21 protein-coding genes, 1 tRNA gene and 1 pseudogene are annotated in these 26,035 nt (G+C 60.0%); 10 read left to right on the forward strand and 13 right to left on the reverse strand.

The window, feature by feature from the left end; genetic code table 11:
• The first annotated feature begins 37 nt into the window (after positions 1-37).
• Positions 38-904, forward strand: coding sequence for an SDR family oxidoreductase (locus AC1DXN_RS05805; RefSeq protein ID WP_477272563.1), 867 nt, complete (start codon positions 38-40; stop codon positions 902-904).
• Between the two features lie 17 nt (positions 905-921).
• Here the strand turns inward: AC1DXN_RS05805 and AC1DXN_RS05810 are convergent, their stop codons facing one another.
• Positions 922-1,440, reverse strand: a complete 519-nt coding sequence (locus AC1DXN_RS05810; protein WP_477272561.1) for a TIGR00645 family protein — start codon at positions 1,438-1,440, stop codon at positions 922-924.
• Between the two features lie 276 nt (positions 1,441-1,716).
• Positions 1,717-3,906 (reverse strand): OmpA family protein, encoded by a 2,190-nt coding sequence (locus tag AC1DXN_RS05815; protein WP_477272559.1) that lies wholly within the window; start codon positions 3,904-3,906, stop codon positions 1,717-1,719.
• Between the two features lie 200 nt (positions 3,907-4,106).
• Between AC1DXN_RS05815 and AC1DXN_RS05820 the strand changes: the two genes are divergently transcribed.
• The gene (locus AC1DXN_RS05820) at positions 4,107-4,553 is read left to right on the forward strand and encodes a YcgN family cysteine cluster protein (RefSeq protein WP_477245226.1); all 447 of its coding nucleotides are present in this window, start codon (positions 4,107-4,109) and stop codon (positions 4,551-4,553) included.
• 263 nt (positions 4,554-4,816) lie between these two features.
• Positions 4,817-5,170 (forward strand): hypothetical protein, encoded by a 354-nt coding sequence (locus AC1DXN_RS05825; RefSeq protein ID WP_477245224.1) that lies wholly within the window; start codon positions 4,817-4,819, stop codon positions 5,168-5,170.
• 195 nt (positions 5,171-5,365) lie between these two features.
• On the opposite strand, the gene AC1DXN_RS05830 is transcribed toward AC1DXN_RS05825, so the two are convergent.
• Positions 5,366-6,076, reverse strand: a complete 711-nt coding sequence (locus AC1DXN_RS05830; RefSeq protein ID WP_477272557.1) for an SIMPL domain-containing protein — start codon at positions 6,074-6,076, stop codon at positions 5,366-5,368.
• A gap of 133 nt (positions 6,077-6,209) precedes the next feature.
• On the opposite strand from AC1DXN_RS05830, the gene AC1DXN_RS05835 reads away from it, so the two are divergent.
• Positions 6,210-6,285 (forward strand) — tRNA-Ile (locus tag AC1DXN_RS05835).
• 558 nt (positions 6,286-6,843) lie between these two features.
• Here the strand turns inward: AC1DXN_RS05835 and AC1DXN_RS05840 are convergent.
• A complete protein-coding gene (locus tag AC1DXN_RS05840) occupies positions 6,844-11,652 on the reverse strand; it encodes an nSTAND1 domain-containing NTPase (RefSeq protein WP_477272555.1) in 4,809 nt (1,602 codons plus the stop codon).
• A 170-nt stretch (positions 11,653-11,822) separates the two neighbouring features.
• Here AC1DXN_RS05840 and AC1DXN_RS05845 point away from each other — a divergent pair, with 170 nt between their 5' ends.
• Positions 11,823-12,674 (forward strand): DUF1194 domain-containing protein, encoded by an 852-nt coding sequence (locus AC1DXN_RS05845; protein ID WP_477272553.1) that lies wholly within the window; start codon positions 11,823-11,825, stop codon positions 12,672-12,674.
• A 122-nt stretch (positions 12,675-12,796) separates the two neighbouring features.
• Here the strand turns inward: AC1DXN_RS05845 and AC1DXN_RS05850 are convergent, their stop codons facing one another.
• The 3 genes from AC1DXN_RS05850 to AC1DXN_RS05860 all read right to left on the reverse strand — a co-directional run bounded on the left by AC1DXN_RS05850 (position 12,797) and on the right by AC1DXN_RS05860 (position 15,419).
• The gene (locus tag AC1DXN_RS05850; protein WP_477272551.1) at positions 12,797-13,756 is read right to left on the reverse strand and encodes a DUF72 domain-containing protein; all 960 of its coding nucleotides are present in this window, start codon (positions 13,754-13,756) and stop codon (positions 12,797-12,799) included.
• Between the two features lie 393 nt (positions 13,757-14,149).
• Complete coding sequence (locus AC1DXN_RS05855; RefSeq protein ID WP_477272549.1) at positions 14,150-14,761, reverse strand: cell envelope biogenesis protein TolA; 612 nt, start codon at positions 14,759-14,761, stop codon at positions 14,150-14,152.
• 211 nt (positions 14,762-14,972) lie between these two features.
• On the reverse strand, positions 14,973-15,419 hold the full coding sequence (locus AC1DXN_RS05860; RefSeq protein WP_477272547.1) for a YidB family protein: 447 nt from the start codon (positions 15,417-15,419) through the stop codon (positions 14,973-14,975).
• Between the two features lie 272 nt (positions 15,420-15,691).
• On the opposite strand from AC1DXN_RS05860, the gene AC1DXN_RS05865 reads away from it, so the two are divergent.
• Positions 15,692-17,092 (forward strand): phospholipase D-like domain-containing protein, encoded by a 1,401-nt coding sequence (locus tag AC1DXN_RS05865; RefSeq protein WP_477272546.1) that lies wholly within the window; start codon positions 15,692-15,694, stop codon positions 17,090-17,092.
• Between the two features lie 56 nt (positions 17,093-17,148).
• On the opposite strand, the gene AC1DXN_RS05870 is transcribed toward AC1DXN_RS05865, so the two are convergent.
• Positions 17,149-18,126, reverse strand: a complete 978-nt coding sequence (locus AC1DXN_RS05870; RefSeq protein WP_477272544.1) for an SDR family oxidoreductase — start codon at positions 18,124-18,126, stop codon at positions 17,149-17,151.
• Between the two features lie 443 nt (positions 18,127-18,569).
• On the opposite strand from AC1DXN_RS05870, the gene AC1DXN_RS05875 reads away from it, so the two are divergent.
• Positions 18,570-19,205 (forward strand): outer membrane protein, encoded by a 636-nt coding sequence (locus AC1DXN_RS05875; RefSeq protein ID WP_477272542.1) that lies wholly within the window; start codon positions 18,570-18,572, stop codon positions 19,203-19,205.
• Here AC1DXN_RS05875 and AC1DXN_RS05880 read toward each other — a convergent pair.
• Entirely contained in the window at positions 19,202-19,903 is a 702-nt protein-coding gene (locus tag AC1DXN_RS05880) for a GNAT family N-acetyltransferase (protein WP_477272540.1), read from the reverse strand. The two genes, AC1DXN_RS05875 and AC1DXN_RS05880, sit on opposite strands and share 4 nt — an antisense overlap.
• Before the next feature lie 259 nt (positions 19,904-20,162).
• Between AC1DXN_RS05880 and AC1DXN_RS05885 the strand changes: the two genes are divergently transcribed.
• The gene (locus AC1DXN_RS05885; protein WP_477272538.1) at positions 20,163-20,327 is read left to right on the forward strand and encodes a hypothetical protein; all 165 of its coding nucleotides are present in this window, start codon (positions 20,163-20,165) and stop codon (positions 20,325-20,327) included.
• A gap of 29 nt (positions 20,328-20,356) precedes the next feature.
• Here the strand turns inward: AC1DXN_RS05885 and AC1DXN_RS05890 are convergent, their stop codons facing one another.
• The 3 genes from AC1DXN_RS05890 to AC1DXN_RS05900 all read right to left on the reverse strand — a co-directional run bounded on the left by AC1DXN_RS05890 (position 20,357) and on the right by AC1DXN_RS05900 (position 24,312).
• Positions 20,357-21,394 carry a YihY/virulence factor BrkB family protein gene (locus AC1DXN_RS05890; RefSeq protein WP_477272536.1) on the reverse strand — a complete coding sequence of 346 codons (1,038 nt, stop codon included), beginning with the start codon at positions 21,392-21,394 and terminating at the stop codon, positions 20,357-20,359.
• Positions 21,395-21,454: 60 nt separating this feature from the next.
• Positions 21,455-23,569 carry a catalase gene (gene katE, locus AC1DXN_RS05895; RefSeq protein ID WP_477272534.1) on the reverse strand — a complete coding sequence of 705 codons (2,115 nt, stop codon included), beginning with the start codon at positions 23,567-23,569 and terminating at the stop codon, positions 21,455-21,457.
• Between the two features lie 200 nt (positions 23,570-23,769).
• The gene (locus AC1DXN_RS05900) at positions 23,770-24,312 is read right to left on the reverse strand and encodes a DUF982 domain-containing protein (RefSeq protein WP_477421490.1); all 543 of its coding nucleotides are present in this window, start codon (positions 24,310-24,312) and stop codon (positions 23,770-23,772) included.
• Here AC1DXN_RS05900 and AC1DXN_RS05905 point away from each other — a divergent pair.
• Positions 24,311-24,526: a CsbD family protein gene (locus AC1DXN_RS05905; RefSeq protein WP_477272530.1), complete on the forward strand. Its 216-nt coding sequence runs from the start codon at positions 24,311-24,313 to the stop codon at positions 24,524-24,526. The two genes, AC1DXN_RS05900 and AC1DXN_RS05905, sit on opposite strands and share 2 nt — an antisense overlap.
• Positions 24,527-24,579: 53 nt before the next feature.
• Here the strand turns inward: AC1DXN_RS05905 and AC1DXN_RS05910 are convergent, their stop codons facing one another.
• Positions 24,580-25,305: a hypothetical protein gene (locus AC1DXN_RS05910; protein ID WP_477272528.1), complete on the reverse strand. Its 726-nt coding sequence runs from the start codon at positions 25,303-25,305 to the stop codon at positions 24,580-24,582.
• A 170-nt stretch (positions 25,306-25,475) separates the two neighbouring features.
• On the opposite strand from AC1DXN_RS05910, the pseudogene AC1DXN_RS05915 reads away from it, so the two are divergent.
• A pseudogene (locus tag AC1DXN_RS05915) lies at positions 25,476-26,035 on the forward strand (ABC transporter ATP-binding protein/permease); the annotation flags it as partial.

Consider the following 26,035-nt stretch of genomic DNA (forward strand, 5'->3'; position numbering starts at 1 on the left):
TCGCGCCTCGGTGATGTCGCTAGGGAGGTGCCAAGACATGTCGCTCAAGGGAAAGACGCTTTTCATCTCCGGCGGATCGCGCGGCATCGGGCTGGCGATCGCGCTGCGTGCGGCGCGCGACGGTGCCAATGTGACGATCGCGGCCAAGACCGCCGAGCCACATCCGAAGCTGCCGGGCACGATCTACTCGGCGGCTGAAGAGATCGAACAGGCCGGCGGCAAGGCGCTGCCGATGCTGTGCGACATACGCGAGGAGGCGCAGGTCGCCGAAGCGGTGGCAAAAACCGTGGAGAAGTTCGGCGGCATCGACATCTGCATCAACAATGCCAGCGCCATCCAGCTCACCGGCACGCTGGAGACCGACATGAAGCGCTACGATCTGATGCACCAAATCAACACGCGCGGCACCTTCCTGGTTTCCAAAATGTGCATTCCGCACCTGAAGTTGGCACTAAATCCTCACATTTTGAATCTGGCGCCGCCACTCGACATGAAGGCCAAGTGGTTCAAGAACCATGTTGCCTACACGATGGCCAAATTCGGCATGTCGATGTGCACGCTGGGCATGAGCGCTGAGTTCGCGAAGGACGGCATCGCAGTCAATTCGCTGTGGCCGATCTCGACCATCGACACGGCGGCGGTGCGCAACCTTCTGGGCGGTGCGACAGTGGTGGCAATGAGCCGTTCGCCCGACATCATGGCCGATGCCGCGCACGCGATCCTGATGCGGCCGTCGCGCGAGGCGACCGGCAATTTCTACATTGACGAGGAGGTGCTGCGCGCCGAGGGGGTCAGCGACTTTTCAGTCTATGCGCCCGGCGCAACGGGTCCGCTGGCCGGCGACTTCTTTGTGCCTGATGAGGTGTTTGCGAACTCGAGCACGAAGATAAAAGGCATCTACTAGCGGCACCCCCGCTGGCGTCATTCCTCGCTGGCCTTCTTGGCTTTGCCCAGGCCCATCAGCCGGTCGATGTAGGCAAGCATGAATGCCGAGAGGACGAAGGCGAGGTGGATGATGGTCAGCCACATCAACTGGTCGGTGGTGTAGGAGACCGAGTTCAGGAACACCTGCAAGAGGTGGATCGAGGAGATGGCGACGATGGTCGAGGCAACCTTGACCTTCAGCGAGCCGACATCGATCGTGCCCAGCCAGTGAACCTCGCCGTCATTCTCGTCGAAACGGCTGACGAAGTTTTCGTAGCCGGAGATGATGACCATCACCACCAGCGAGGCGACCAGAGCCGCGTCAATCAGGCTGAGTATCTTCAGGATGGTGTCGGTCTCGCCGAGCGTGAAGGCCATGAGAACGAACTCATAGAGCTTCTTGCCGAAGGACAGTGCGTAGATGGCCAGCGCCAAGCCCAGTCCGAGATAGAAGACGACCAGCAGCCAGCGCGAAGCGAGAATGATCGATTCAATGGCGAGTTCGAGACGCTTCATAAGGTGGTTCCGGTTGTTTCTTCTTTAGGCTTATGCACGCCCTTCTTCCAAAATCGCCAGGCAATTTTTGGGCGGGGTGAATTGAGGGCGGTATTTCGGGCAGGCCGACACCGTTTGCAAGGGCAGTCGTTCCAAACAGAAACCCCGCCGGGAGGGCCGGCGGGGCTCATGTGTCCCGCTGGAGTCGGGACAGGGCAGGGAACGCCCTATCGTGAATCTGGGGTGGGTAACCGCGCGATTCAATGATCTCTTCGAATCGCGCGGTTCACATCTTGGTCAGTTGGCGCTTGCCACCGGTGCCACCAGCGAGGTGATGCGGCGGATGGCGACGCGGCGGTTCTCGCGGTTGGGCGCCTGCGTGTTGACCTTCAGATATTCCTCGCCATAGCCCTGCGTCGTCAGGTTTTCAGGCGGGATACCGAAGGCGTTGGTCAGGGCCTCCGCCACCGACTCGGCACGGCGGTCCGACAGGGCCAGATTGGCCACCGGCGTGCCGACCGCGTCGGTATGGCCTTCGATCAGGAAGGTCTCGGCCGGGTTCTTCTTCAACAGCTTCTCCATGGCGCCGGCGACGCCCTCGAGTTTCTGCACTTCGGTGTCGGAGATCGAGGCCGAGCCGAATTCGAAGTTGAGCGTGTCGAGGTCGACGCGCCGTGCAATGTCGCGCACGCGGGCCGATCGCTTCACCTCGTCGATCGAATAGAGGCGTTGGACTTTTTCAACCGGCGGCTGCTCGAGGAAGTCGTAGTAGTCGTCCGGGCTTTCGACGTCCTCGGAATCCAGAATGTACTCCCGGCGGGAGATGTTGAGCCGCATCGGCGGCAGGTCGTCGCCGGGATCGCGCCAGTCGTTATCGTCGTCATAGTGCCGCTCGTCGACATAGCTCAGCACATATTCGCGGCCGTCCGGCGTGATGCGCGAGCGCTGGATGACGTCGCCGTTGCGGTTGCGGATGGTGACGATCTGAGTGCCGTTGGCGCGCACCACGGTTTCGCGGATGCGGCCGCGCGGCAGATCCTCGTAGTAGACATCCTTGGCGCCGCGGTTCATGCGCGGACCGTCATTGCTTTCGACGATCGTCTGGTTGTTGAACTGGATAATGACGCGGTCGCCGATTTCCTTCAGCACGTCCACGCCCTTGGGACGCCGGCGGTCGCGAACATTCTCGTCGGGTGCGCGCTCGACGCGCGTGCCCTGTTCCTCCGTCACCGGAACGATCTTTTCAGGCTTGATCTCCTGCTGGGCTGCCTTGTCGTCGGTAGGCGGCGGTCCCTGATCGACCGGAGCCGGCTGTGGGGTTTGCACCTGTTCGCCGGTCTGCTGGTCGGGCTGGTTGCCGCCCTTGTCCCTGCCACCACCCTTGTGCTTGCGCAGGACATCCTTCTGGCTGTCCAGGATGGGGGCCGCGTTTGGATCGGTCGGGGCTTCGCCCTGAACCAGATTTTCACCCTGAACCGGCTGCTCGCCAGTGACGGGCTGCTCACCAGTGACAGGCTGTTCGCCGGTGGCGGGCTGTTCAGCCGTTGCCGGCTGTTCGCCGACGGGTTTCTTGCCGTGCTTCTTCTTGTCCAGGGGCTGTTCGCCCTCGACGGGAGCCGCCTGCTGGTCGGTCGGAAGCGGTTCGGCCTGCGGCACGGGCTCTCCGGCAGGTGCTTCTGTCTTGGCCGGCGCCTGTTCCGCAGGGGCGGCCTCGATTTGCTGGTCCTGCTTGTGCTTTTTCTTGCGCGGGTTTGCCTGCTCATTGTCGTTCGCGGGCGCGGCCTGTTCGGCAGGTGCGATCTGTTCGGCAGGTGCCGCCGGCTGGGCTGGCTGTTCGGCAGGGGCAGCCTCGATCTGCTGCTGCTGATCGTGCTTCTTCTTGCGCGGCTTGAGTGGCTGCTCATCGACTGCCGGGGCTGCCTGCTTGGCGGGCTGCTCCGCAGGGGCAGCCTCGATCTGCTGCTGTTGATCGCGCTTCTTCTTGCGCGGCTTCAACGGCTGTTCGTCGACTGCAGGGGCAGCCTGCTCGGCTGCAGGAGCGGCCTGTTCTGCCGGCGCTGCCTCGATCTGCTGCTCCTGCTTATGCCTCTTCTTGCGCGGCTGCAGTTCTTCCACAGCGGGAGCGGCCTGTTCGGTTGGGGCAGCCTGCTCGGCTGGAGCCGATTCCGTCTGTTGCTGCTGGTCCCGCTTCTTCTTGCGGGGCTGTTCCTGCTCGACGGGTTGCTCGCTCTGCGCGGGCGCGGCCTGCTGTTCAGGCTCAGCCTTCTTCTTTTCCGGCTTCTTTTCCGGTTCTGCCTGCTGCCTCTGGGCACAGGCTTCGGCCGATTCACCTTCGACGCAAGCAGCTTGCGCCAGGATGAGCGGTGTTGCCGTGCGCTGCAACGGGGCGAATGTGGCACCGCTGTTCAGCGGGAACGCGCCCAACGGCGCGGATGCCATCAGCAGGCCAAGCGCTGTGCCTGCCAGAATCCGTGGTTGGCGTTTCATGTCAGAAATTCTCCTTGTGGGGTCCCATCCCTGCCCAAACTGTCCTTAACCGGATTGGTTCCAGTTTGCAGGCATTACCGGCAACGAAAGACGTTTGGCCGGCGTTTTGAAGGCGATTTCGTGTTTTTCGTATGGTGCGGCCGGCATTTGCGACCATCGCGCTGCTTGACCTTGACGCCAGCCCGGGCCACATCCCCGCAATGGACAAACCCTTCTGGAAAACCAAGACGCTGGAGGCGATGACCCCGACCGAGTGGGAGTCGCTCTGCGACGGGTGCGGCAAATGCTGCCTGTCGAAACTCGAGGACGAGGACACCGGCGAGATCTACTGGACAAGCGTCGGCTGCCGGCTGTTCGACGCTCAGACCTGCCGCTGCTCGGACTACGCCAACCGGCTGGCGCGTGTTCCCGACTGTGTCGGGCTGACACCGCAAAATGTGCGCACCATCAGCTGGCTGCCGAAGACATGCGCCTACCGGCTGGTCGCCGAGGGCCGCGATCTCTACTGGTGGCACAGGCTGGTTTCGGGAAGTGCCGAGACCGTGCACGAGGCCGGCATCTCGATCCGCGGCCGGGTTAGCGCCAGCGAGACCGACCTTGCCGAGCCGGAGGACTATTTCGACCATATGCTCGACGACGAGCCCTGACTCGCTTGCGGAACAGACTTTGCGCTCAAACGTTTTGGGCGATCAAACGTTTGGACAATCAGGCGTTTGGGAGATCGGATTTTTTTGAGGTTCAGGATCGTTTGCAAACGGGGAAGGCCGGAATTCCATCAGGGTTCGCCCGTCCCGCGGATTAACCGAAAATGAACAGCCGGTTCGCAATGAGTTCAGACTGCAAGGAGCATTCTCCGCTCCATCGGTTCGACGAAGACGGGCAAAAAGCCCCTCAACAAGGAGAGAAGACAATGTTCAACGTGATCAAGACCGCGACGCTTTCGGCCATGATCGGCCTTAGCACGCTTGCCGCCATTCCCGTCGCTCATGCCGACAGCCTGTATCTCGGCTTCGGCAACGGCGACGACAGTTTCTTCCGCCGCGAGCATCGCCGTGACGACCGCGACTGGCGCCCTGACGACCGTGGCTGGCGCCGGTTCTGCTCGCCGGATCGTGCTCTCGACAAGGCCGAGCGCATGGGTCTGCACCGCGCCCGCATCGTCGACATCAATCGCCGCACGGTGAAGGTTGCGGGCCGCCAGTACGGCGATCGCGTGCTGGTCGTGTTTGCCAATGAGCGCGGTTGCCCGATCCTCTATCGCTAAAGCGAGATCGGCACCGGACACGGCCGAAAGGTCGGTCTGGGGACACGACCTTCTCCGAAGGTTAGTCTGGAGTAGTATGGGCCCCTCCACACGGATGGGTGGCTCAAGCAAAACCCCGGAGGATCGATCCTCCGGGGTTTTTCATTTTCATGACTGACGTTTCAGGCGCCCGTCGCTTCAGCTCGAAAGTGCCAGTCACTTAAGCTCGAAAGTGACAGTGACCTGCACAGCGTAGGAATTCTCGCCTGCCTGCACCGGAACCGCGGCACCGGCCGCGTCGAAGGCCTTGGCGTTGATCGGCATCGGCGCTGGCGCGACATTCTGGTCGGTGATCTCAAGCACCCGGCCAATGCTGACGCCCGCGGCTTCCGCCAGTGTCTTGGCCTTGGCCATGGCGTTGGCGACCGCTTTCTTGCGGGCTTCGGTGATGGCCGCCGCCGGGTCTTCATTGGTGAAGGCGATGCCGCCACCCTGGTTGACGCCGAGCGACACCGCCTTGTCGAGAATGTCGCCGGTCTTGTCGATATCGCGGATGCGTACCGAAAGCGTGTTGGTCACCTGGTAGGCGACGAGCTCGGCCTCCTGGCTGCCGTCCGGCTTGTTGGTGTAGTTGTAGCGCGGGTTGATCTGGATGCCGGCGGTCTGCAGATCGCGTTCCTTGATGTCGGCCGATTTCATCGACGCAATCACGGCGGCCATGGCATCATTGTTGGCATCGAGTGCGGCGCGCGCGGTCTTTGCCTCACGCATGACGCTCAGCGTCAGCAGTGCCAGATCGGGTGCCATGGTCGCATCGCCTTCACCGGAGACAATGATGCGGGGTGATGGCAGCGAATCGGCAGCGTCGGCCATCGCCGGAAAAGCGATTGCGGCAGCAAGTGCTAGAGGCAAAAGAAATCTGGTCATGAAAATCTCCTTGGTCTGCGATCTGGTCGCACCTGCCAAGTAGGGCGCGAATATGTGCTGATTTGGGCGATCGCTTCCAGCCCTTCCGGAAAGCCTTGTGCCGCCCCGGGAAAAACATTATCCAGCCAGCGTGGGGCCTGTAGCTCAATGGTTAGAGCCGGCGGCTCATAACCGCTTGGTTGGGGGTTCGAGTCCCTCCGGGCCCACCAACTTGTTACAAATCAGTAGCTTACGCTTAATTCCTTGAGTTTGAATTGAGCGTTGTCGGGTAAGCCTCTGCGTTTTGGGTGAAATGTTTTGGGCCCGTTCGTCAATTTTCTCCGTGTCGTTGATGCACCCGTCACACGTAGCTCAACAACTCCGGCTTCGAAAGATCTTCCAGCGATGCATGCGGTGATCGGCGGCTAGGACGTGCAATTGGGCGGGTTCTGATTTCGGCTGCAGGCTCAAAATGATCGAAGGCGGTATCGTTCAGTTGATCAACGTCCACAGTTGGCACCTTGCCTAAGGGATGTTCTTTCGCAGCATTCGCGCCCTGAGCAAGGCTGCGGGCGCCGGTGTACGCCAGACGACCTGATAGGCTTCGGCCACATTGCTGGCAGTGCGCTGAGGCCGGGAAGCGTCATCAATGGCGGCCGCTGTCTTTCGAGCAGGCCGAGAATGGTAGCGATGCCGGCCGCACCGGTCGCCGCGACCGGTTAGGGAATGGTCCTTGTTGTTAACAATCGCTCCGATAGACAAGCGGCAATCTGACTCCGTTGCCGACATCAACCCGGACAGGTACCGGTTGCAGGGTCTTCAGGGAGGAAGAAGCTTCGCCGCTCGCAAGGGGTGAGTTCGCGAGGGACGGTGCGCCGGGCGAAGTCAATGAGGTCCCGGGGTGTCTGGAAGACGCGAACGATGCGGATCCTTTTTTCGCCGGAAACAATTGCGACATGGGTGCCGTCGGCGCTGAAAGCTGCGCGTGGAAAGCCCGGTAGAACGGTTGCTTCGTCCTGACTGCCAACGACTGCAATCTGGCGCCCCGATTGCGTCGCCCATAACCGGACCGTTCGATCTTCGGTCGACGCCGTCACGACGTACAAGCCATTGGGACTGAACTCGGCGCTGTTCACCGCGCCGCTGTGGCCCCGAAGAACGGCCCTTTCCAGTCCATCGGAGACGCTCCAGATACGGACGGCTCCGTCGCGTGACGCGGTCAGCAGCGACTGACCGTCCGCGCTGAAGGCGACCACCGTCACCTCGTCGGTGTGTCCCTCTAGCGTTGCGACGTTTGCTCCGTCCGTGGCCGACCAGATTCGGACCGTGTGGTCGCGTGAGCCCGTGGCGACCAGTTGACCGTTCGGGTTGAAGGCCGCTGCCGTGATGCGATCCCGATGCCCGACAAGAGCCTTGAGCTCATACCCGCCCGCGGTCAGGAGATGGCCCAAATTGTCTTCCCTGGCAGCGAAGATCATACGGCCGTCAGGGCTAGGGATGGCCTGCGGCAGCTTGCTGCTTGTATTGATGACGGCCAACTCGGTACCCGTCGCCGCGTCCCACAGCTGGGCGGTCCCGTGGATCGATGCGGATAGAAGCGATTTGCCATCGCGCCCAAACTGGATCTGGATCAGTCCCCCACGTGAGCGGAACTGGGCGGTCTCGTGTCCCGTGACCGCATTCCAAACACGGACATGCCCCCCAAGAGATGCCGTCGCGACGCGCTTTCCGTCCGGGCTGAACGTCGCGCTTTGAACCATCTCATGTGTATCGAGACGAATTGTCTCGCGCCCGCTCAAGACATCCCACAGATGCGCCGCGCTGTCGCCGCCACCGGTCAGCAGGTGGACGTTGTCAGGACTGAAGACCGCGAAAACCGGCCGATATTCATGTGAGAGCGTGGTCGTGAGAGCGCCGTCGACATCCCACAGCCGGGCGGTGCCATCGTGTGAAGCAGTGAGAAGAATGTTGCTATCGATCGGGCTGAATTCCAGATGCTCGACCAAAGAGTCATGACCTGCGATCGTAGTGACCAACGAGGCGCGCTCAACGTCCCAGATGCGGATCGGCCCATTGACTGAGGCGGTCGCCAGGAAGTGGTCATCTGGGCTGAAAGCACCGTTCATCTCCTCATCGCGTACATCGCCACCGATATCAGTCAGCCTCAAACCCGAGACTTCTTGGCCGAGCAGGCCATGCGGCGTTCCCGACGCTCCATCCCAGATCCGGGCAGCGCCATCGAGGGACACCGTGGCGATCCGCTGACCCCCGTGACTGAAGATCACGCCGTTCAATTGTGTGTCGCTCGTGTTGCCGGCCAACTTTGCGATCTCGGTTCCCTTCGACACATCGATGAGGGTGGAAGGGCCGCCGTATGTAAGCGGGGCCCACGCGCCGGACAGTATCCGGCTCCCGTCCGGGCTGAAGGCCAGGCTGTAGGGCCAGCAGCTCACTCGAATCGATCGCGTCAGTACACCATCTGCGGTGTTCCAGATCGAAACGACTCCCCTGTATGCGGTCGCGAAGCTACGGCCGGCAGAATTGAAGGCTGCACGCGTATATCCGTCGCTGCTCACACTCAGGACTTTCGTTCCGGTCCGAGCGTCCCAGAGCGTTGCATCGCTGTCCTGTCCTGCCGTCAGCACCCGGTCGCCATTCGGGCTGAAGATTGCCGTTGGATAATTACCCACCGGCTGCAGGACGAAAAGCTGTTCTCCCGAGATGGCGTTCCAGAGGCGCGCAGTGCCGTCCCTTGCGGCCGTCAGGATACGGCTCCCGTCCGGGCTGAATTCAGCCCTCTCTACGGCCCCTTCATGACCTTTCAGAACCGCAGTTTCGGCACCGCTGGAGATGTCCCAGACGCCTGCAGTTTTGTCGTAGGAGGCAGTGACTATTTGATCGCCGGTCGGATTGAACGCCGCATCCGTAACGCCGGCGCCATGCCGGAAGTTTTTGATCTGGCGGTGTCCCAGCAGGGCCTTGTAGAGGGCTGCCTCCGCTTCGAAGAGATAGGGCCGCTCGGACTGGTCTTTCGAGGAAAGTGCTTCGAGCGCCAAGAGGATCGCAGCCTCGGTGTTGCCCGTAGCCGTGGACTGCTGCGACAGAAACGAGAGCGAAAGAGACTGGTTACGCAGCGCCTGGTCGCGTTGCCAGCTTGCTTCCTCCTGCGCCTTGAAGGCGACCAGTGCACCTGCGCCCGCCAGGAGAGCGAGCACTATCGCCACAATCGCTGCAGTGCGCGTACGTCGGGCCAGCCGGTTTGCCGCGGCAGCCGCGAGGCTCCGCCGCTCCGCCTCGCGCTCCAGGCGCTCGCGTTTTGCCTCTTCGGCGGCCTCGATCAGTGCCAGCTCTGCCTGCCGGTCCTTCTCCTCTTTCTGCTGGTGGGCACGTACGGACGCCTCGATATATTCAACGACGTCATCGTCGACCTCCTCGCGCCTTGACAGCAGCAGCTCTTCGCCCTCCGCGAGACGTTTGCCGGACGGCAGGAGAAGCTCTCGATTCCTGCTCTCCAGATGCCAACGGTGGGCGTCGGCCCTGAGGCGGTCGCGCGTTGCGAGGAAGTTGCGGTTTGCATTCACAACGTCACCGGCGCGCGGCCAACGGCTCAACAATGCTTCATGGGCAACGCGTACGACGACATGCCCTGAGGGGTCCTCATCGCTGACGAGGAGCCGCGCCTCGGTCATGGCCCGGACGAGGGCCGATCGCGCGGGAGTGCCTGCAACTTCGGTGAGCAGGGCGGGACGTGCCGTCACCGTTTCATCGCCCGGACTTGCCGTGGTGAGGGCGCGCAGCACCGCGGGCAAGGCCTCCTGGATCTCGGGCGCGAGCAAGTCTACGACTTCATCGGCGCGGCGCGCGATTGCGCCTTCGAGCCCGCCGAGCGCGCGATAATGCGCAAAGGTGAGAACGCGGCGCTCGCGGCCGGCCTCGTACAACGCGTCGAGCACAAACTCGAGAAGCGGCAATGATCCGGGATCGGCAGCTGCGGCCTCCTGCAGCACATCATCGAGCCGTCCCAACTCGGCACTCTCCTCGAAGCGAAGTCCGGCAATGCCCGCCGGTTCGCGGATGATCTGGGCGATCTCTGGGCCAGTCGGCGGCAGGAGTTCGTAGCTGGCGAGGCCGTCCTTGAGCGCCGAGAATCCCGGGACTTCACCGCAGCGGTGAAAAAAGTCCGAACGGATCGCGGCGATCACCCAGACAAATCCGCTCGCGGCCAGCGCCGCTGTGAGCCGCACAAGGGCCTCGCGCGTCGCGGGCTCCCTCTCCGTCGTGAACAGCTCCTCCAGCTGATCGATGGCGACAAGCAATCTGATCTGTGGACGGGCCGGCCCGGCGGCCTTGCCAAGTGCCTTTCGGACCATCGCCAGTGCCCGATCCGGCGCGTTCCTGCAAAGCAGAGCAAACTCCGCGGCTGTTACCTCGCAGGCCAGCTCCGGCACCGCACCTTCGCGAAGCAGTGCCGCAGCCAGCACAGCGAATGTATCCGGTCCTTCGGACAGGCGGATCAGGCAGCGGCGCCACAAGGAGATGCCTGCTACCGCTCCAGGCCGGGTCAATGACGGCAGCAGGCCAGCGCGCAGGAGGGAAGACTTGCCGCAACCGCTCATTCCGTAGATGAGCAGGAATGCGGTGCCGCTGGCTGCCTGCTGCTCCAGTCTTGCAGTGCAGGCAGCAATCGCCCGCGCTCGGCCGAAGAAGAGGTCGGCATCTTCGAATTCGAATGCATCGAGACCGCGAAATGGCGACCTGACCGGTTCCTCCGAAGCAAGGGATACGCGGTAGATGCGCAAGGCGCGTGCGACGCTCTTCAGCTTGTGCTCGCCGAGATCGACGAATTCCAGCGAAAGCCGGTCTTGAGCCTGGGCGTGGACCGCCTCCGAGACGCAAATCCCGCCCGGTCGTGACAATTCTTGCATATGAGTGGCGATCGCGACCGCCTCGCCCGCGAGGTGGTCGCCCTCGGCAACGACATAGCCCAGGTGAACGCCGATGCGGAAGCGCAGGCGCTTCGTCGTGGCAACGTCGCAGTTCCGCCTATCGACGTCCTGCTGGATTTCGATCGCGCACCGCATCGCCTCGACAGGGCCGCTGAACTCGGCGACCAGGCTCTCGGCGGTCCAGAACACGCGACCTGCATGTTGAACTAGCAGCCGATCGATGATCTGCCTGTACGCCCGGAAAGTTGCAGCAGGGATCCGCTTATCCTTGCCTGTCGGCTGGCCCTCGGCGGCCACTTCGGCGACCAGGATGGTGGCCATTCTCGGTCCGGCATTTGAGGGAAGGACCAGCCTGTAACCGCGCCTCGGCACTGTCTGCACGACGGCCTGCCCATTGTCGTCGAGCGCCGCACGGATCTCGTGAATGCATTGCACCAGGCTGTCATCGGTCACGGCTATCCCGTTCCAGACCGCCTTCATGAGGTCGTCCTTGGTGATGACGCGATCGGCGTTCTCCAGAAGGTGACGAAGCACCGCGAAGGCCTGGTGGCGAAGTGCGATGGTCCTGTTGGACTTGTCGCGCAAGGTCTCGCTGCTCAGATCGGCGGTAACGCCATTGAGTACGAACGTCGTGGGCGGCGAGCTGGTCAAGCCGGTTCCCTCAAGCACGAGGCCGCAGTCCAATGCCTCGATCTTAGCACGGTTTCGCACTGCGAAGTGTCATCACCGCCGATAGCCCAGATTTCGGCGAATGATCGGAAGTCGTTCGTGACCCGGGCGACGCCTCTGACGACAATTGCTTTGTCAGCGGGAGGCTTGCCATGGACTACTTGGTGCAATTTGCCGGAAGTGCGGGTGCAAAGTCGGTGCTACGGCTCACGGGGTTCTGCGCGCTCACCCTGTTCTTGGCGATGACGTCACAGGCTCGCTCGACCCACCGTCCCACCGACGCCCTGGCCGAAGTCGATCTGCAGTTGATACTTGCCGTGGACGTCTCGCCCTCGATGAGCAGAGTTGAACAAAAAGTACAGCGCGACGGCTACATCGGTGCCTTCCGCCATGCGGACATCGCGAGGGCAATCAGGTCGGGAGAACGGGGCAGAATCGCAGTGCTTTATCTCGAGTGGGCAGGGCCGCGTCAGCAGACAGTCATCATGCCGTGGACAATCGTCGAAAGCCTCGACGACGCTGTGACTTGGGCAGACAGACTCACGGCGCTGCCGTTGACTGAAGGCCGCGGAACATCAATTTCCGGCGCATTATCGGTCGCGAATGATCTGTTCGCGAAGAGTGGCTTACGCAGCCTGCGCCGGGTTATTGACCTATCCGGCGACGGACCCAACAATGCCGGTCTGCCGCTGCAACTGGTGCACGACGCACTCATAAACGGCGGCGTGACCATCAACGGACTGGCGATCTCTCTGCGCGCTGCCGACACGCTCGACAGCTTTGGGCCGCACTTTGTCGAGCTCTACTACGAGAGTTGCGTCATTGGCGGTTCCGACGCCTTCGTTGTCACCGTCGAAAACACAGCCGGCTTTGCGAACGCGATCCGAAAGAAGCTGGTGAATGAAATTGCCGGCTTGCCCGCTAGCGTGCAGCCGGCAACGTATCGCAGCCACTCACGACCGGTCGTCGATTGCGACACGATCGGAGAGACGCCTGGACGATAAGAGAGCCAACAAGAGCATTGGAGTGATTTCAGCGCCCTTCCGTATTCATCGAATCTCTTGGCCTCTTCCATGATCAGGCGGCGCCGACGACAAGGATCGAGCATTCACAAGAGATCACCGGGTCAAAACAGACGCTCAACGTCGTCATCTCCTGCCGAATTCGCGCCATGGGTGGTCGATCCGAGGGGTGGTTCCTCCAGCAACCGCCGCATCGCCCTCGCATTCTTTGGCGCAAAGCCCTCATAGTCATTATTGAAATAAACCCAGGCCTTCTTTGCGCCGCTGGCTCGGATTTTGTCGGCCCATTTGGTTAACTCGTCGCCGGTGTAGTCATGCCTGTACCACCGCTCTGGACCGTGGAGCCGCAGGTAGACATCGTCGGCCGTCCGCACCAGGGCATCCGGAAGGCGGGGGCCGCTGCATGAGCAAAAGATCGTGCCTCTTTCACGGAAGGCCGAGTAAACCGTTTCGTTCCACCAACTGGCGTGACGAAACTCCACCACATTGCGCCGGGCCGGGTCGAGTTGGTCGAGAATGCCGTTCAGTCTCGCCTTTGTGAAATGATAGCTGGGCGGAAGCTGAAATAAAAAACAGCCCATTCGCTCGCCAAGGATATCGGCGATCATTCCAAAATCCATGACAAGGTCCTTGGTGCCCTTGAACCTCTTGATATGAGTGATCAGCTCACAGACCTTGACGGTATAGACAAAGTTTCGGTTACCCGGTTGTCGAGCCCAGCTTTTGACATTTGTGACGGTTGGCCATGAATAGAACGATGCGTTGATCTCGACCGTATCGAACTGGTTCGCGTAGTAATCGAACCATTTGCCTGTGGGCAGGTCCACCGGGTAAAACTGTCCCCGCCATTTCCAGTAAAACCATCCCGAGCAGCCGACATAGGCAGAAGCCACAAAGGAAGACGCAATGGGCCCGCGCTCTGCACTTGCCCCGGCCAAGCGGGCGGTATGCATTTTTTCGGCACGTCCAATGTTTTCAATTCTCTGCCTCTCTCTCCTTAGCCTTCGCCGCTCCCGACGCTCTTCGGTTCCAAGTTCTTTCTGTTTGCTGTCATCCTCCGTCATGATCCGAGATAACGCGGCCACAGTCTGATGGCTCCGTCGCCACGCGCTGATCGCCTACAGGGGTTTATGCGTTCCCCAGCGCTTTGGAGACAGTAATTTGTCGCCGCTTGCAGCAGCCTCAAGCTTGCCGGCTGCAGCAGCCTCGGCGAACCTGTCGCGCTGTCGCTCACCTTGCCGGCCCACCGCCGCCCGGCAATGTGCCCGTGAAAACCGCTTCGGACGAGCGCATGCGGCTGCGTGTCTTGCAGCGCCCGGAAGTGATCGCCTGTGGTCGATTGCAGCGGCTGGACAACGCTCTTGTGCAGCGCCTCGGCTGCCACCAGAAACCGATCAAACAATTGCGCCAATTAGGCAAAGTCCGACGCAATCCGAGCGGTCGCGGTTGCTTTCAGCTTACGCCTTTGCATCCTTCAACGAAGCGTCGTGCGCCTGCTGCGCGCGCTCCCATCTTTCGTCTTCGCCAGCTTCTTCTTTGTCCAGTTTCTCCCGTCGCTGCCTGATGGAGTTTATCACGCCTTCATGGCGGCTACGAGCCCGTTCGAAAACGGCATTTGCCTTAGCGATCACTCTTTCGCGTTGCCTTTTCTCACGCTCGCGCTCGGCCTCTGCTTTTGCGCGATTGAGGGCCTCGCGTTTTCTTTCCTTTTCGAGAGCCGCAATCGCCTTCAGTTCTGAATTCTCTGCGGATTTCGTGTCGGCCTTCTTTCTGGCGTGCGGCGGTGGCGCGCGATCCTGCCCAGCCGATTGACCCACAACGTGTGCTTTTGGAAGGGCCGCCTTTTCAGTGAATTCCTCGCGCGATCCGACCGGCCGCCGCAACACCACGCCTGGCGTGGCGTTCGCTGCTGCCACCACCTTTGGGTCTTCGGTTTGTTTCGCGAAACCGCGTTTGAAGATGTCGGGGTCCGATCCCCAGGCTTGTGCGGCAGCTTTCATCGATGGTGCGGCGATCGCAAGGTCAAAGAAGCCGATGGAGGTTTGATAGACTTTGAGTTTCTTGGCCATCCGATAGAGACCCTTACATGCACACGTTTGGATCGAGCTGCAGGAAAGTTTGCCCCCGCGAGGAAAAACACTGAAACACCGCTATCGATGCAGAGCATTCCAAGGAATCGACGCTCGGTCACCGCRTGGATGCGATGAAACGCTCGCGCACGTGTCCCAGATCGCAGGCCCTGGGAAAGTCCTCCCTACCGATCGGGGGAAGTGTCGGCACCTAGTCGAGGAGTGTTGTTTTACCGGTCCCTTGACTGGGATTTTCTGCCGGCAGCGCACCGTCTGGCGTGAGCTTGTCTACGGCGTCGGGCAATTCTTTCGAGATTCTGGCTACCAGTTCATCGCGCGACAGACCGGTTTGCATCGAAAGGGAAGTGAGGGTGTCCTCGTCTATTGCCATCTCAACGTCTTTCGTTTCGATCGGGTCGTTTGGTCCGGTACCAACCCAAGAATCTACCTTCGACCCCACTCCTGCATTTCTGAAGCGGTCCAGTATGTCCCCAAGCGCCGTCCCAGACACGCCCTTGGACAGCTGATCCATGATCCCCCCTTGCGGGTTGTTTGGATCGCGATTTCCCGCGCCTCGGATCAAGTCTCCGATCTTATCGCGATTTTGGTAGGCCAGAACGCCAAGCATTGCGACAGCCAGTTTTCCCAGATTTGCCATTGGTTTCCTCCCTTGGGTCAGAGGAAGAAGGCTTGTTGTTCGCAAAGGTTCCATGCCCGTTCGATCCAGGCTGGCACATCTTGAACCGCGTCACCCGCTGGGAACTCTCTACCGTGACGTGGCGAACCCAGTCACTCGCGTTGAGGGCCAGGTCGTGTGATGCGGCCGCTCGCGCTTTCCTAGAAGCGGTGTTATGCAACCAGATCGCGGCTGAAGGGTTCTTGCTATGATTTGAGAAAGGCCGGTGCCGAACGCCGGCTGTGCGAGTTTGTATGGACGTTTCTGTTTCGCGAATTGCTGACGACAATATCGCCGCTGGCCGGAGCGGCTTGCTGCTCGTCGCGGACAATTATGACGCCTTCGCCATACGCGTTCTGGCGGCAAGAAGCGCCATTCGCACTCTCGACCTGATGTACTACCTTTGGCACGATGACCACACCGGTCGCCTGCTTCTTCAAGAGGTTTTCCGGGCCGCTGAGCGCGGCGTTCGGGTGCGCATGCTCCTTGACGACGTCAACCCGTGCAGGAGCGATTCGACCTATTTAGCGCTGAGCAATCATCCGAATATCGAAGTGAAGTTGTTCAATCCAAGTGGCATCAGACGGTCTAGCATCATGCGCGGCGTGGAAGTGCTCTTGCGGCTCTTTGCTTTGACCCGGAGGATGCACAACAAGGCGTGGATCGTGGACGAGACGATCGCTATTGTCGGCGGACGCAATGTTGGCGATGCCTATTTCGACGCGGCGGAAACCAATTTCCGAGACCTCGATGTCCTGCTCCTCGGGCCTGCGGTCCAGCAAACCGCTCAAATCTTTGAGGCATTTTGGGCTTGCAAGGAAGCGATACCGATTGGCGCACTCGCTTCTGTCACCGAAGCCAACCATGCCACTGCGTTTGAAAAAAGCGATGGCGACACCGACTCGAAACTCCTGAATTCCATTGGTGAACGGGCTTCCGTCGCCGAGTTCATCGCGGCAAGCAACGACGTGCATTGGACAGCCCACGCTCGGGTAATTTCCGATCCCCCAGAAAAGGTTCGCGGCTGGAGGCGTCGGAGCTGGCTGATGAAGGAGTTGCTCCCCATCATTCAGTCTGCGCGAAATTGCCTTGAAATTGTATCCCCCTATTTCATTCCCGGCAGAAGGGGTTCGGCCGTACTGCTGGACCTGGTCAGCAAAGGGGTTGATGTTTCGGTTTTGACCAATTCTCTGGCGGCTACAGATGTCGCTGCGGTCCACGGAGCTTATGCAAACTACCGCAAGCGATTGCTCAGGAATGGCATCAAGCTTTTCGAGCTTCAGCCTTTCAGCCGTCAACCGGTGATCTCGGTATTTGGGTCCAGGGGCGCCAGCCTGCACACCAAAGCGTTCACTGTTGATGACAAGACCGGCTTCGTCGGTTCCTTCAATTTTGATCCGCGGTCAGTGTCATTGAATTCGGAAATGGGCGTTCTGTTTGAAGATGAGAAATTGGTAGCTGAGCTGCGGCAGCGTTTTCAAGCTGAGATCGCGCCGGAAGCGAGCTATAGGCTCGAGTTGAAAAGAAATGTTCTGCATTGGCACGGCTGCGATGAAGGCAAGCTGCAGGACTACACCCAGGAACCGGAAGCCGGAGTTTTTCGCCGCATCCTGGCGGCCTTGGTCCGCCACCTACCTATCGAGTCTCAGCTATAGGCGAGACTGCCACAAGGTTGCACCTGTCTCTGCCTTAAGAGTGCCGGGTCTCTCGCTCAATAGCCTCCCACAATCGGCAGGATCTCGCCAGTGATGTAACTTGAGCATTGCGACGAGGCCAAAAACACATATGCCGGTGCGATCTCCTCGGGTTGGGCCGGTCGTTTCATCGGCGTTTTTGCCCCAAACTGCGCGACGTCCTCTGCTGTTTTTTCGGAAGGGTTGAGAGGAGTCCACACCGGCCCCGGTGCGACGGCGTTGACGCGGATCCCTTTCCCGATGAGGTTGCCGGAAAGTGCCCGCGTGAATGCGTGGATGCCACCCTTGGTCATCGAGTAGTCGACCAATTCCCTCGAGCCGTGGATGCCGGTGACCGAACCGGTGTTGACGATGGCCGAGCCTGGCTTCATGTGTGCCACCGCTTCCTGCGCCATATGAAAATAGCCGTAGAGATTGGTCTTCAACGTGGTGTCGAAGTGCTTTTCGGTGAGGTCTGCGAATTCGGCCGAATGCACCTGGAACGCGGCGTTGTTGACCAGCACGTCGAGCCCACCCAATTGCTTGACGGTTGTTGTTACCGCCTGGCGACAGAAGGGACGGCGAGAGACATCGCCACGCAGCGTCAAACAGCGTCGCCCTTCGGCCTCCACGGCCCGCTTGGTTACATCCGCGTCCCGGTCCTCCGACAAATAGACGATGGCGACATCGGCGCCCTCACGGGCGAACAACACCGCGACAGCCCGGCCGATCCCTGAATCGCCGCCGGTGATCAGCGCCACCTTGCCCTCAAGCTTCTGCGAACCCTGCCAGAACGGCGCGTCGTAGAGGGGTGCCGGCTTGATCTGCCATTCCTCGCCGGGCTTGGGATGGTGCTGCTTTGGGAAGGGTGGCTCGGGGTATTTTCGCGCGCCCGCCTGCATGGCGCCCTCCGGTTTTGATTTCGCCTTCTTGCGATCGTCTGCGTCAACCTTGCGCTGCACGCGACGTTGAGCCTGCGTTGCCTCGGACGTGTCGGTTTTTGTGTTGGTCAGCATGAACTGTCTCCTTCGCTTCGAAGGGACAACGCAGATGGGGCAAAAAGGTTTTCACCGCCTGCTCATGATCTCCACCGCCGGGAATTAAGAGCAATGATATCTTGTTGCTCGATTTCGTCCGAAGCAGGCAACCATCCGAAGACGCTGCGTCAGCCGAGCAAAGGCGATTGATCGAGTTCTCCGCAGCTGGATTTGTTGGAACATTAGCTTGTCCTAAGAGTTCGTATCGGCGGCAGATAACGACCCCTCGGTATCTGCCGAAGATCGGGTCCGCAACTCGATCGAAGCCCGCGCGCTCCGCCAGAGGCGCGGGCTTTTCGCGTTCTGGCCCAACTGCATGGAGTTTGTCGAATGCCACGGACTAATGAGGGAGCAAACTGTGAGGGTATTGCTACAGCATTTTAAGACCCTGCATGTAAGGTAGGTTTCGGTTGGGGTGATTCATGTTCAAGATCTTTTATGCATCGGTTGCTCTCGGTGCGGTAGTCGCGCCAGCGATGGCGCAAGATGGCAATTGGGCGGGCTACTATGCCGGCGCTGAGATCGGTGCGGGATTTTCGCATCCAGGCTTCAGCGGCGGCAATGTCATCAGCGGCTCGGACTTCAACAACACCGCCTTCGTCGGCGGCGTTTTCGTCGGCCATGATTGGCAGTCCGGCCAGTTTGTTTACGGCGGCGTGGCGAGTGTTGACTTCCTCGGCTTCCACGAACAGACGGCCGAAGATCCGATATTCGGTGGCAAGACAAATGCGTATGCCTACGATCTCGATTGGGTCGCGTCCGCCAGAGCACGCGCAGGGTTCCTAGCTTCGGACCAGTTGCTGCTCTACGGCACGGCGGGTGTCGCGGTTACACGCATCAATACGTCGTCGGATTTCTTTTTGGGCGGCACGAATACCGTGGACAAAACACGTTTCGGCGGCGCATTTGGCGCCGGTTTTGAATACGCCTTCGCTCCAAAATGGTCTTTCAAAACCGAATACATCGAATATCTGTTTGATAAGGTTGAGGTGGCGAACTCGATTGATTTCAAACCACGGTTCGGGACCCTGAATTTTGGGATTGCCTATCGGTTCTAGATCTTCCCACGGCCAAAAGACCTGGCAGTTTCGCGTACGAAATTTCTGGCCAGTCCGGGCCCCTCGAATTTGGGAAGTCTGGCGACAGCACACACTCGGCTCTTGAATTCATCTATCGTGAGCGCGAAGATCAGTTGGTCGAGCCTTGTGCCTGTCTTGGCGTCTAGACGGTGGGACCGCAATTCGCCCTCCTGCCTCAACATTCCAAGCCGGCATGCGGCAACCGCCGCTTGATTGCGGGAGAGCGGCTCAAACATCAATTTTTGCATCCCACGTTCAACAAACATGTGCCAGATCACGAGCGTGACTGCTTCGAACGAAATTTGGAGCCGTCGATGGGCAGTGTCTCCAACGATAAGATGCAGCGATCCGATGCGGTGCCTCTGATCGATCTCCGCCATGATCAATCCGATAGGCTCGTCGTCGAGCATGCGGATCGCCATCAAATTACGCCGGAGGTTGTCAAAGCTGCCGATGTAGGAGCGAAACGAATCCAGGCCCATTGTCGTGGCGGGCATATTTAACCCAGCAGCGACGGCTGGATCGCCAACCCAATTTGTAAATCGTTCATTCACTTCGCCTGGTCGCAACGTGCGGATCCGACAATGTTCACCGGATCGGTCGACGAATATGGATCGTGGAGCAGCGCTTGTTGGCGGGAAGCCTATGCGCTGGCCATGTACAGGCATCTTGGGCATTTGCGGGCTCACTCCCAGGCCAAACATGCACTGACCAAAAATTCGAGATCGACGCAAGCCGCCATGGAGTGGAAGATCGGCACTCCCTGATCGCTTGGCCAATGTGTGCGGCCTTCGACAGATCATCCAATGGGCGAAGGGAAAGCCGCCTACATCACGATCAAGGGCTACAATTGCGGGCGGCTGATGACACAAAATGCGGCTCTGGAACGGGCAGCGTCTGAAAGCCGTTACTCCCCGTAAGCAAGGAGATTGGGAAATGGCTATCAAGCAAAGCAAGAAGGACAATCGGATCTCCGACAAGGAGGCAATGCACATCGCGGAGACAACCGACGTGTCACCGAAGCAGGCCAAGGATCTTGTTGCCGAGCTGGGGAAGGACAAAGGCAAGGAGGAGGCCAAGAACTTCAAGGCCGAGGGCTAGACGGGACGTTTGTGGGAAAGCGCACGGGGTCAGTCAGCAATCTTACCCAGTGTGTCAGCGACTACCGCTCCGCGCTTTCCCATTGGAAGTGCCGGACCCGTGGTCGAGTCGATCGCAGTCTGGTGTTCCATCTCCGCATTGATTGCCGCGCCGGCGATGAGGATGATGACGGAGATCCATGTCCACATCATCAAGCCGACTACCGCGCCGAGCGATCCGTAGGTAGCGTTGTAGTTGGCGAAATGCTGGAGGTAGAACGAGAACAGCCACGATGCAGCGATCCACACGGCTGTCGCCAACAGCGCTCCCCAGCTTAGCCACCGCCATTTCGCGCGTTCGCGGCTTGGCCCGAAGCGATATAGCAAGGAAATGCCCGTCAGCATTGCCGCCACCAGAACAGGCCATCGCGAGACCGCGACAAGCGTTTCGGTCCAGGCATCAAGATAGAAGAAGCGCAACAGTGCCGGAACAACGCCAACCGTCAGCAATAGCACGACGCCAATGAACAAGGCTCCAATCGTGAATAAGATCGACATGAGGTTCAGGGTGATGAAGCTGCGTTTCTCGCTTTCCTCGTAGGCAATGTTCATTGCGTCGAACAGCGCCTTCATCCCGCTGTTGGCGCTCCAGAGCGCGATCGCCAAACCAACAAAAAACCCCGTCCCGAGTGTGCCCGGTTTCTGTGTGGCAAGCGCATGCAATTGATCGCGAATAAGCTCAAGGCCTCCCGACGGCAACAATCCGCCAAGATATGCGATATGGTCGGCGACACTGACCGGATCGGCGACAAATCCATAAATTGAAATGAACGCCGCCAGTGCCGGAAACAGCGCGAGCAGGAGATAGAACGTCGCGCCCGCCGCCACAAGCAGCACGCGATCCTTGTTGAATTCTTCCCACAATCGCCAGGAAATATCCTTCCAGCCGAGCGGTGGAATTTGCGACGGCCAAGCCGCATCGCGGCCGCGATCTCCGTGCTCCGACCGAAGCGCGGCCTTGCTGGTTTCCGTCGTCAACTCCGCGCGACTGGCCGCTTCGAAATCAATTAACGAGGGCTCTTTGTCCATCGCGCGATTGTTCCGCTTTGGCGCCTAGGGATTGTTTGACAAGTAGCAGCGGGGCTGGACCTAAGACATTTTCACTTTTGGTTCCCGATCCCACAGACGCAGCGCGCCCAGCTTGCCAAGAAAACCGGCGACATCTCTCGGGCCGGACAAGGCTACGACACCCTTGTCGAGACTGTCCGCGATGCCGGCCTTCTCGAAAAGGGCCGTTGCCGCTTCGACGTAGCCGATGAACTTGCAATGCGCGAAAGCGTCGGCGACGAAATCGCGGGCGGTCGATTCCTTCGCCAACTCGGCGATGGCAGCCTGCGAGGGCAGCAGCGCCACCGCGTCATACAGGACGGATGGAGCGCCCGCGAGCATCTGATCCGCCTCGATCAAACTGCCGTCGCTAGCTTTGGCGCCGCCAACCTTCGGAGCGATGATCTCGAAGCTGGCGCCGGCCTTGGCCAATGCAGATGTCAGGGCCTTGAGCAGAGCTGCGTCGGTGCCGTCGGTGACGAGGATCCCGAGCTTGCGGCCCTTGAACTCCCGTGCACCGTTTTGCAGGATGCTGAGCGATGGCGCGGTGCCAAGGTCTTGGCGGGTGGCAGCAGCCGCATCGGCGGGTTTCGGCATCGCCTTCAGCCCGAGATCGGCAGCAACCTTCCTGGCAAGCCCGTCATCGATGTTGAGCAGGTGCGACACCATCCGTTCGCGAATGACCGGCGTCTTCACTTTGCTCAGTTCGAAGGTCAGGGCGGCCGCTATGTGACCTTGCTCTGTGGTCGTCTGGCTGATGTAGAACTGACGGGCCTGGCTGTAGTGGTCGGCAAAGCTCTCAGCGCGAATGCGCTTTTTGGGACCGTCTTCGGCTTCGGCAAAGGAACGGAAACCACGCTGGGGCGACTCCCGTGGCCCTTCGCCGAAGGAATTCGGCTGGTAGTTCACGCGTCCGACCGGATTGCGCATGGCCATGTGGCCATCCTGCTGGAAATGATGGAACGGGCACTTTGGCGCGTTGATCGGAATATGCGTGAAGTTAGGCCCGCCGAGTCGCTTCAGCTGTGTGTCGAGATAAGAAAAATTCCGACCCTGAAGCAATGGGTCGTTTGAAAAATCGATGCCGGGCGGAACATTCTGCGTCATAAACGCGACCTGTTCGGTCTCAGCGAAGAAATTGTCGGGCATGCGGTCGAGCACGAGGCGACCGACCGGGATCGGCGCCAGGATTTCCTCGGGGATCAGCTTGGTGGCGTCGAGCACGTCGAAATCGAAACCATCGGCAAACGCCTGGTCGAACAGCTGCAGCCGCAGCTCCCACTCCGGAAAATTGCCGGCCTGGATCGAGTCCCACAGGTCGCGGCGATGAAAGTCAGGATCGGCGCCATTGATCTTCACCGCCTCGTTCCAGGCCACCGATTGCATGCCGAGCTTAGGCTTCCAGTGAAACTTGACGAAGGTGGATTCGTCCTTGGCATTGACCATCCGGAAGGTGTGGACGCCAAAGCCCTCCATGAAGCGCAAGGAGCGCGGGATGGCCCGGTCCGACATGACCCACATGATCATGTGCATGCTTTCAGGGGTCAGCGAGATGAAGTCCCAGAAATTGTCATGCGCCGACTGCGCTTGCGGGAAGCCGCGATCTGGCTCTTCCTTGACCGAATGGACGAGGTCGGGAAACTTGATGGCGTCCTGGATGAAGAACACCGGGATGTTGTTGCCGACAATGTCCCAGTTGCCTTCCTGGGTATAGAGCTTGACGGCGAACCCGCGGACGTCGCGCGCCAGATCGGCTGATCCCTTACTGCCTGCGACGGTGGAGAAGCGCACGAAGGCCGGCGTCTTTTCGCCAGCGCGCTGGAAGATATCGGCGCGGGTGTATTTGGCCAGCGATTCATAGGTTTCGAAATAGCCGTGCGCGCCGTAGCCGCGCGCATGAACGACGCGCTCGGGTATGCGCTCGTGGTCGAAATGAAAGATCTTCTCGCGGAAATGGAAATCTTCGAGCACCGTTGGGCCGCGCGCGCCGATCTTCAGCGAATTCTGGTCATCGGACACCGGGCCACCTTGAGCCGTGGTCAACACCGGCACATCGCCTTCGGCCGTCTGGTGAAGTTCGCCGCCTTCGCCGCGCATCAGCTTTTGATCGTGAATGGCAGCAAGTGTGCCGTTCGGGTTGCGCGACGACTTGGCCATGGCATGTTCCTTGTGAACGGTGCGGGATTGCACCTCTTCACAATGCTGCGTCCTGCAGGCGGTTCCGCCCGTTTGGCGAATAACTGGGGCGATACGGGTGATCTCGTCAGGTCATCTGCAGAGGTCGCTTGATCTGTCCGCTTCCCGGTAGAAGTAAAAAGCAGATGGCGAACGCCGGCTGACGTTTCCACCATCGGACGTCACCTGGCTACCGGCAACGTCAAATCATCCAGCATGCTAAGTGCCGAGCTGGTTTTGGTTGGCTGGAGAAGTCCCTGTCTGGAAGCCTCGCTTTTGAAAGCATCGAAGGCCACGGCTGGCTTGCAAATTCCGTCTTTCGCAGCTGCCAGTAGACGAGCGGCTTCGTGATATGTCGTGGCCTCTTTGTTCCGCCATTGGCACGCCAGCGCTTTCTGTGCATCTGGGATGGATGAGACTACCATCGTAGTTCCGTCGACAAAACGGATATTGAGAGGAAGAAATCTACTCATCACCTGGTTCCCTGGATGCCGCTGGGCGTAGTTTTCATTGGAGCGGGCATTAACGCCGAAGGACCAAGCTGGTTGCATCGTCGAACAAAAGCCGACTGGGGAACGAGTTGCGCCAGACGGACAGCAATCTGGCGAAGCCGTATGTTCCGGGGCGCTCAAATCGCTCACACAATCTGAGCTTTGGAGGAACCTCCCCGATTCCGCAGCGTTCTGAATGAGTTGATTATCCCCAAAAGGAGCGCGTATCGTCATGGGAAGCACAAGCGACAAGACGGCCGGCCTTGCAAACCAGGCAGCCGGCAAAGTGAAGCAGGGCGTCGGCAAGGCCGTTGGCAATGACAGGCTGAGAGCGGAGGGCGCAGCCCAGGAAGCAAAAGGCAAAGTCCAGAAGGCTGTTGGCGACGTGAAGTCCGCAGTCAAGGACGCCACAAACAAGACGGCGGCAGCCATCAATAAGAAGCTGTGAGATTCAAGAAGGGTCAGCAGATTTACGCTGGCCCTTTTTTTGACAAGTCCAGGTCAACGCTCCAACTCAGCTGCAACCCTTTCGAGCACCTTCTGGGGTTCGTCGACGATCACGTCACCGTGGCTGACGATGACGCGTGCGAGGCCTGGTTCGTTTGCCCATTTGCGGAAAGCCCCGGCGAGCGCCTCCCGGTCCTTCACATACAGCCATTTGCTAACTCGCGGCATCTGTGGACGATTGACACCGAAGCCCAACACGCGTGCCATAATGTGAGCGCCAATCCCATGCGGATGACGCACATTGGCGAGTATGTCGTTTATGACGAAGGTCGTCCCACCTTCACGTCGCACGAGCAGCGAAGCCTCCTTCTCGGAAACGCCGGGCACTGACTCCATGCGGACGGCGGGATCATTCAAGATATCTCCCGTGCTATCGACTTTTACGACTTTCTCGATGGCGTCCACCGCACCAGGAGCGCAGACAATCTTTGCCTTGGGATAGCGCAGCTTCCAGGGTTTGATGTCGAGCCGGTGAGCGGTACCCGGTACAATAAGGAAGGAGGGGTCGCCAAGGGCTTCGATTTCTCGCATTTCGGGCTCGGCGAGCGGGATGGCGCTCCAGATAGCGGTGCGCCTCCCCCGGAGTCTGACCACGGTCATCCGCCGAGGAAAGTTGCCCAACGGCATTTGGATTTCGCCCTCAAGAGTTAGCAGCCCGTCGTCGAGTTTTTCCAGCCGGCCGTGCGACCCGACCTTCCATTCGTCATTGAATTTTGGCATGCGAACATTCTCGATTGGTTCGCATTCAACAATAGTTCAGCTCCAATTTCGTTCCGCAATGCTGCCGGTGGTCGAGGCTCGTGCCAAGCACCAGAGGAGCCTTAGGTCTGTGAGAGTGAATCTCGAGCGGACATCATGAAACCTTTTGATTTTAAAGCCGTTATCGCCTGATGTCGGGGGCTAAGCTCAAGCCGAAATCGGTCGACCGCGCCAAACGAGGCGTCGCTGAAAAGTCGCGCCAGGAAAAGGCATCGACTGTAGAAGCCGCGCCTGAGGTGGACGGCCAGGCCGCACCGCCGCCGGAGGCCATCGAGCCCGATCCGCAGCTGACGCCCGAGCAGGCCGAGCAGGCGCGCAAGAAATACCTGCTGCGGCGTTTCTGGATCAGCGCACGCGGTTATTGGGGCCGCGGCGCCGACAGGCTCGCCTGGCCGTTCACAATCGGGGTGTTGGTGCTGATCTGCATCAACATCGGCTTCCAGTATGGGATCAATGTCTGGCACCGCTCGATTTTCGACGCCATTGAGCAGCGCAATGCCCGCACAGTCTATTTCCTGAGCGCCGTATTCGTGCCGCTCGTGCTCGGCAGCGGCAGCCTTGTCGTTGCACAAGTCTACATGCGCATGACGATCCAGCGCCGCTGGCGTTCCTGGCTCACTACGGCGGTTATCGCGCGCTGGCTGGCAAACGGCCGCTACTACCAGCTGAACCTCGTCAGCGGCGACCACCA

This window comes from Mesorhizobium sp. P2_H9, assembly GCF_056403215.1.

Coding starts and splice junctions, on each gene's coding strand:
- AC1DXN_RS05875 (WP_477272542.1), top strand. CDS start 18,570: ATGTTCAAGATCTTTTATGCATCGGTTGCTCTCGGTGCGGTAGTCGCG.
- AC1DXN_RS05830 (WP_477272557.1), bottom strand. CDS start 6,076: ATGACCAGATTTCTTTTGCCTCTAGCACTTGCTGCCGCAATCGCTTTT.
- AC1DXN_RS05815 (WP_477272559.1), bottom strand. CDS start 3,906: ATGAAACGCCAACCACGGATTCTGGCAGGCACAGCGCTTGGCCTGCTG.
- AC1DXN_RS05870 (WP_477272544.1), bottom strand. CDS start 18,126: ATGCTGACCAACACAAAAACCGACACGTCCGAGGCAACGCAGGCTCAA.
- AC1DXN_RS05885 (WP_477272538.1), top strand. CDS start 20,163: ATGGCTATCAAGCAAAGCAAGAAGGACAATCGGATCTCCGACAAGGAG.
- AC1DXN_RS05845 (WP_477272553.1), top strand. CDS start 11,823: ATGGACTACTTGGTGCAATTTGCCGGAAGTGCGGGTGCAAAGTCGGTG.
- katE (WP_477272534.1), bottom strand. CDS start 23,569: ATGGCCAAGTCGTCGCGCAACCCGAACGGCACACTTGCTGCCATTCAC.
- AC1DXN_RS05910 (WP_477272528.1), bottom strand. CDS start 25,305: ATGCCAAAATTCAATGACGAATGGAAGGTCGGGTCGCACGGCCGGCTG.
- AC1DXN_RS05810 (WP_477272561.1), bottom strand. CDS start 1,440: ATGAAGCGTCTCGAACTCGCCATTGAATCGATCATTCTCGCTTCGCGC.
- AC1DXN_RS05850 (WP_477272551.1), bottom strand. CDS start 13,756: ATGACGGAGGATGACAGCAAACAGAAAGAACTTGGAACCGAAGAGCGT.
- AC1DXN_RS05900 (WP_477421490.1), bottom strand. CDS start 24,312: ATGACGATACGCGCTCCTTTTGGGGATAATCAACTCATTCAGAACGCT.
- AC1DXN_RS05905 (WP_477272530.1), top strand. CDS start 24,311: ATGGGAAGCACAAGCGACAAGACGGCCGGCCTTGCAAACCAGGCAGCC.
- AC1DXN_RS05860 (WP_477272547.1), bottom strand. CDS start 15,419: ATGGCAAATCTGGGAAAACTGGCTGTCGCAATGCTTGGCGTTCTGGCC.
- AC1DXN_RS05880 (WP_477272540.1), bottom strand. CDS start 19,903: ATGCCCAAGATGCCTGTACATGGCCAGCGCATAGGCTTCCCGCCAACA.
- AC1DXN_RS05825 (WP_477245224.1), top strand. CDS start 4,817: ATGTTCAACGTGATCAAGACCGCGACGCTTTCGGCCATGATCGGCCTT.
- AC1DXN_RS05890 (WP_477272536.1), bottom strand. CDS start 21,394: ATGGACAAAGAGCCCTCGTTAATTGATTTCGAAGCGGCCAGTCGCGCG.
- AC1DXN_RS05855 (WP_477272549.1), bottom strand. CDS start 14,761: ATGGCCAAGAAACTCAAAGTCTATCAAACCTCCATCGGCTTCTTTGAC.
- AC1DXN_RS05820 (WP_477245226.1), top strand. CDS start 4,107: ATGGACAAACCCTTCTGGAAAACCAAGACGCTGGAGGCGATGACCCCG.
- AC1DXN_RS05865 (WP_477272546.1), top strand. CDS start 15,692: ATGGACGTTTCTGTTTCGCGAATTGCTGACGACAATATCGCCGCTGGC.
- AC1DXN_RS05805 (WP_477272563.1), top strand. CDS start 38: ATGTCGCTCAAGGGAAAGACGCTTTTCATCTCCGGCGGATCGCGCGGC.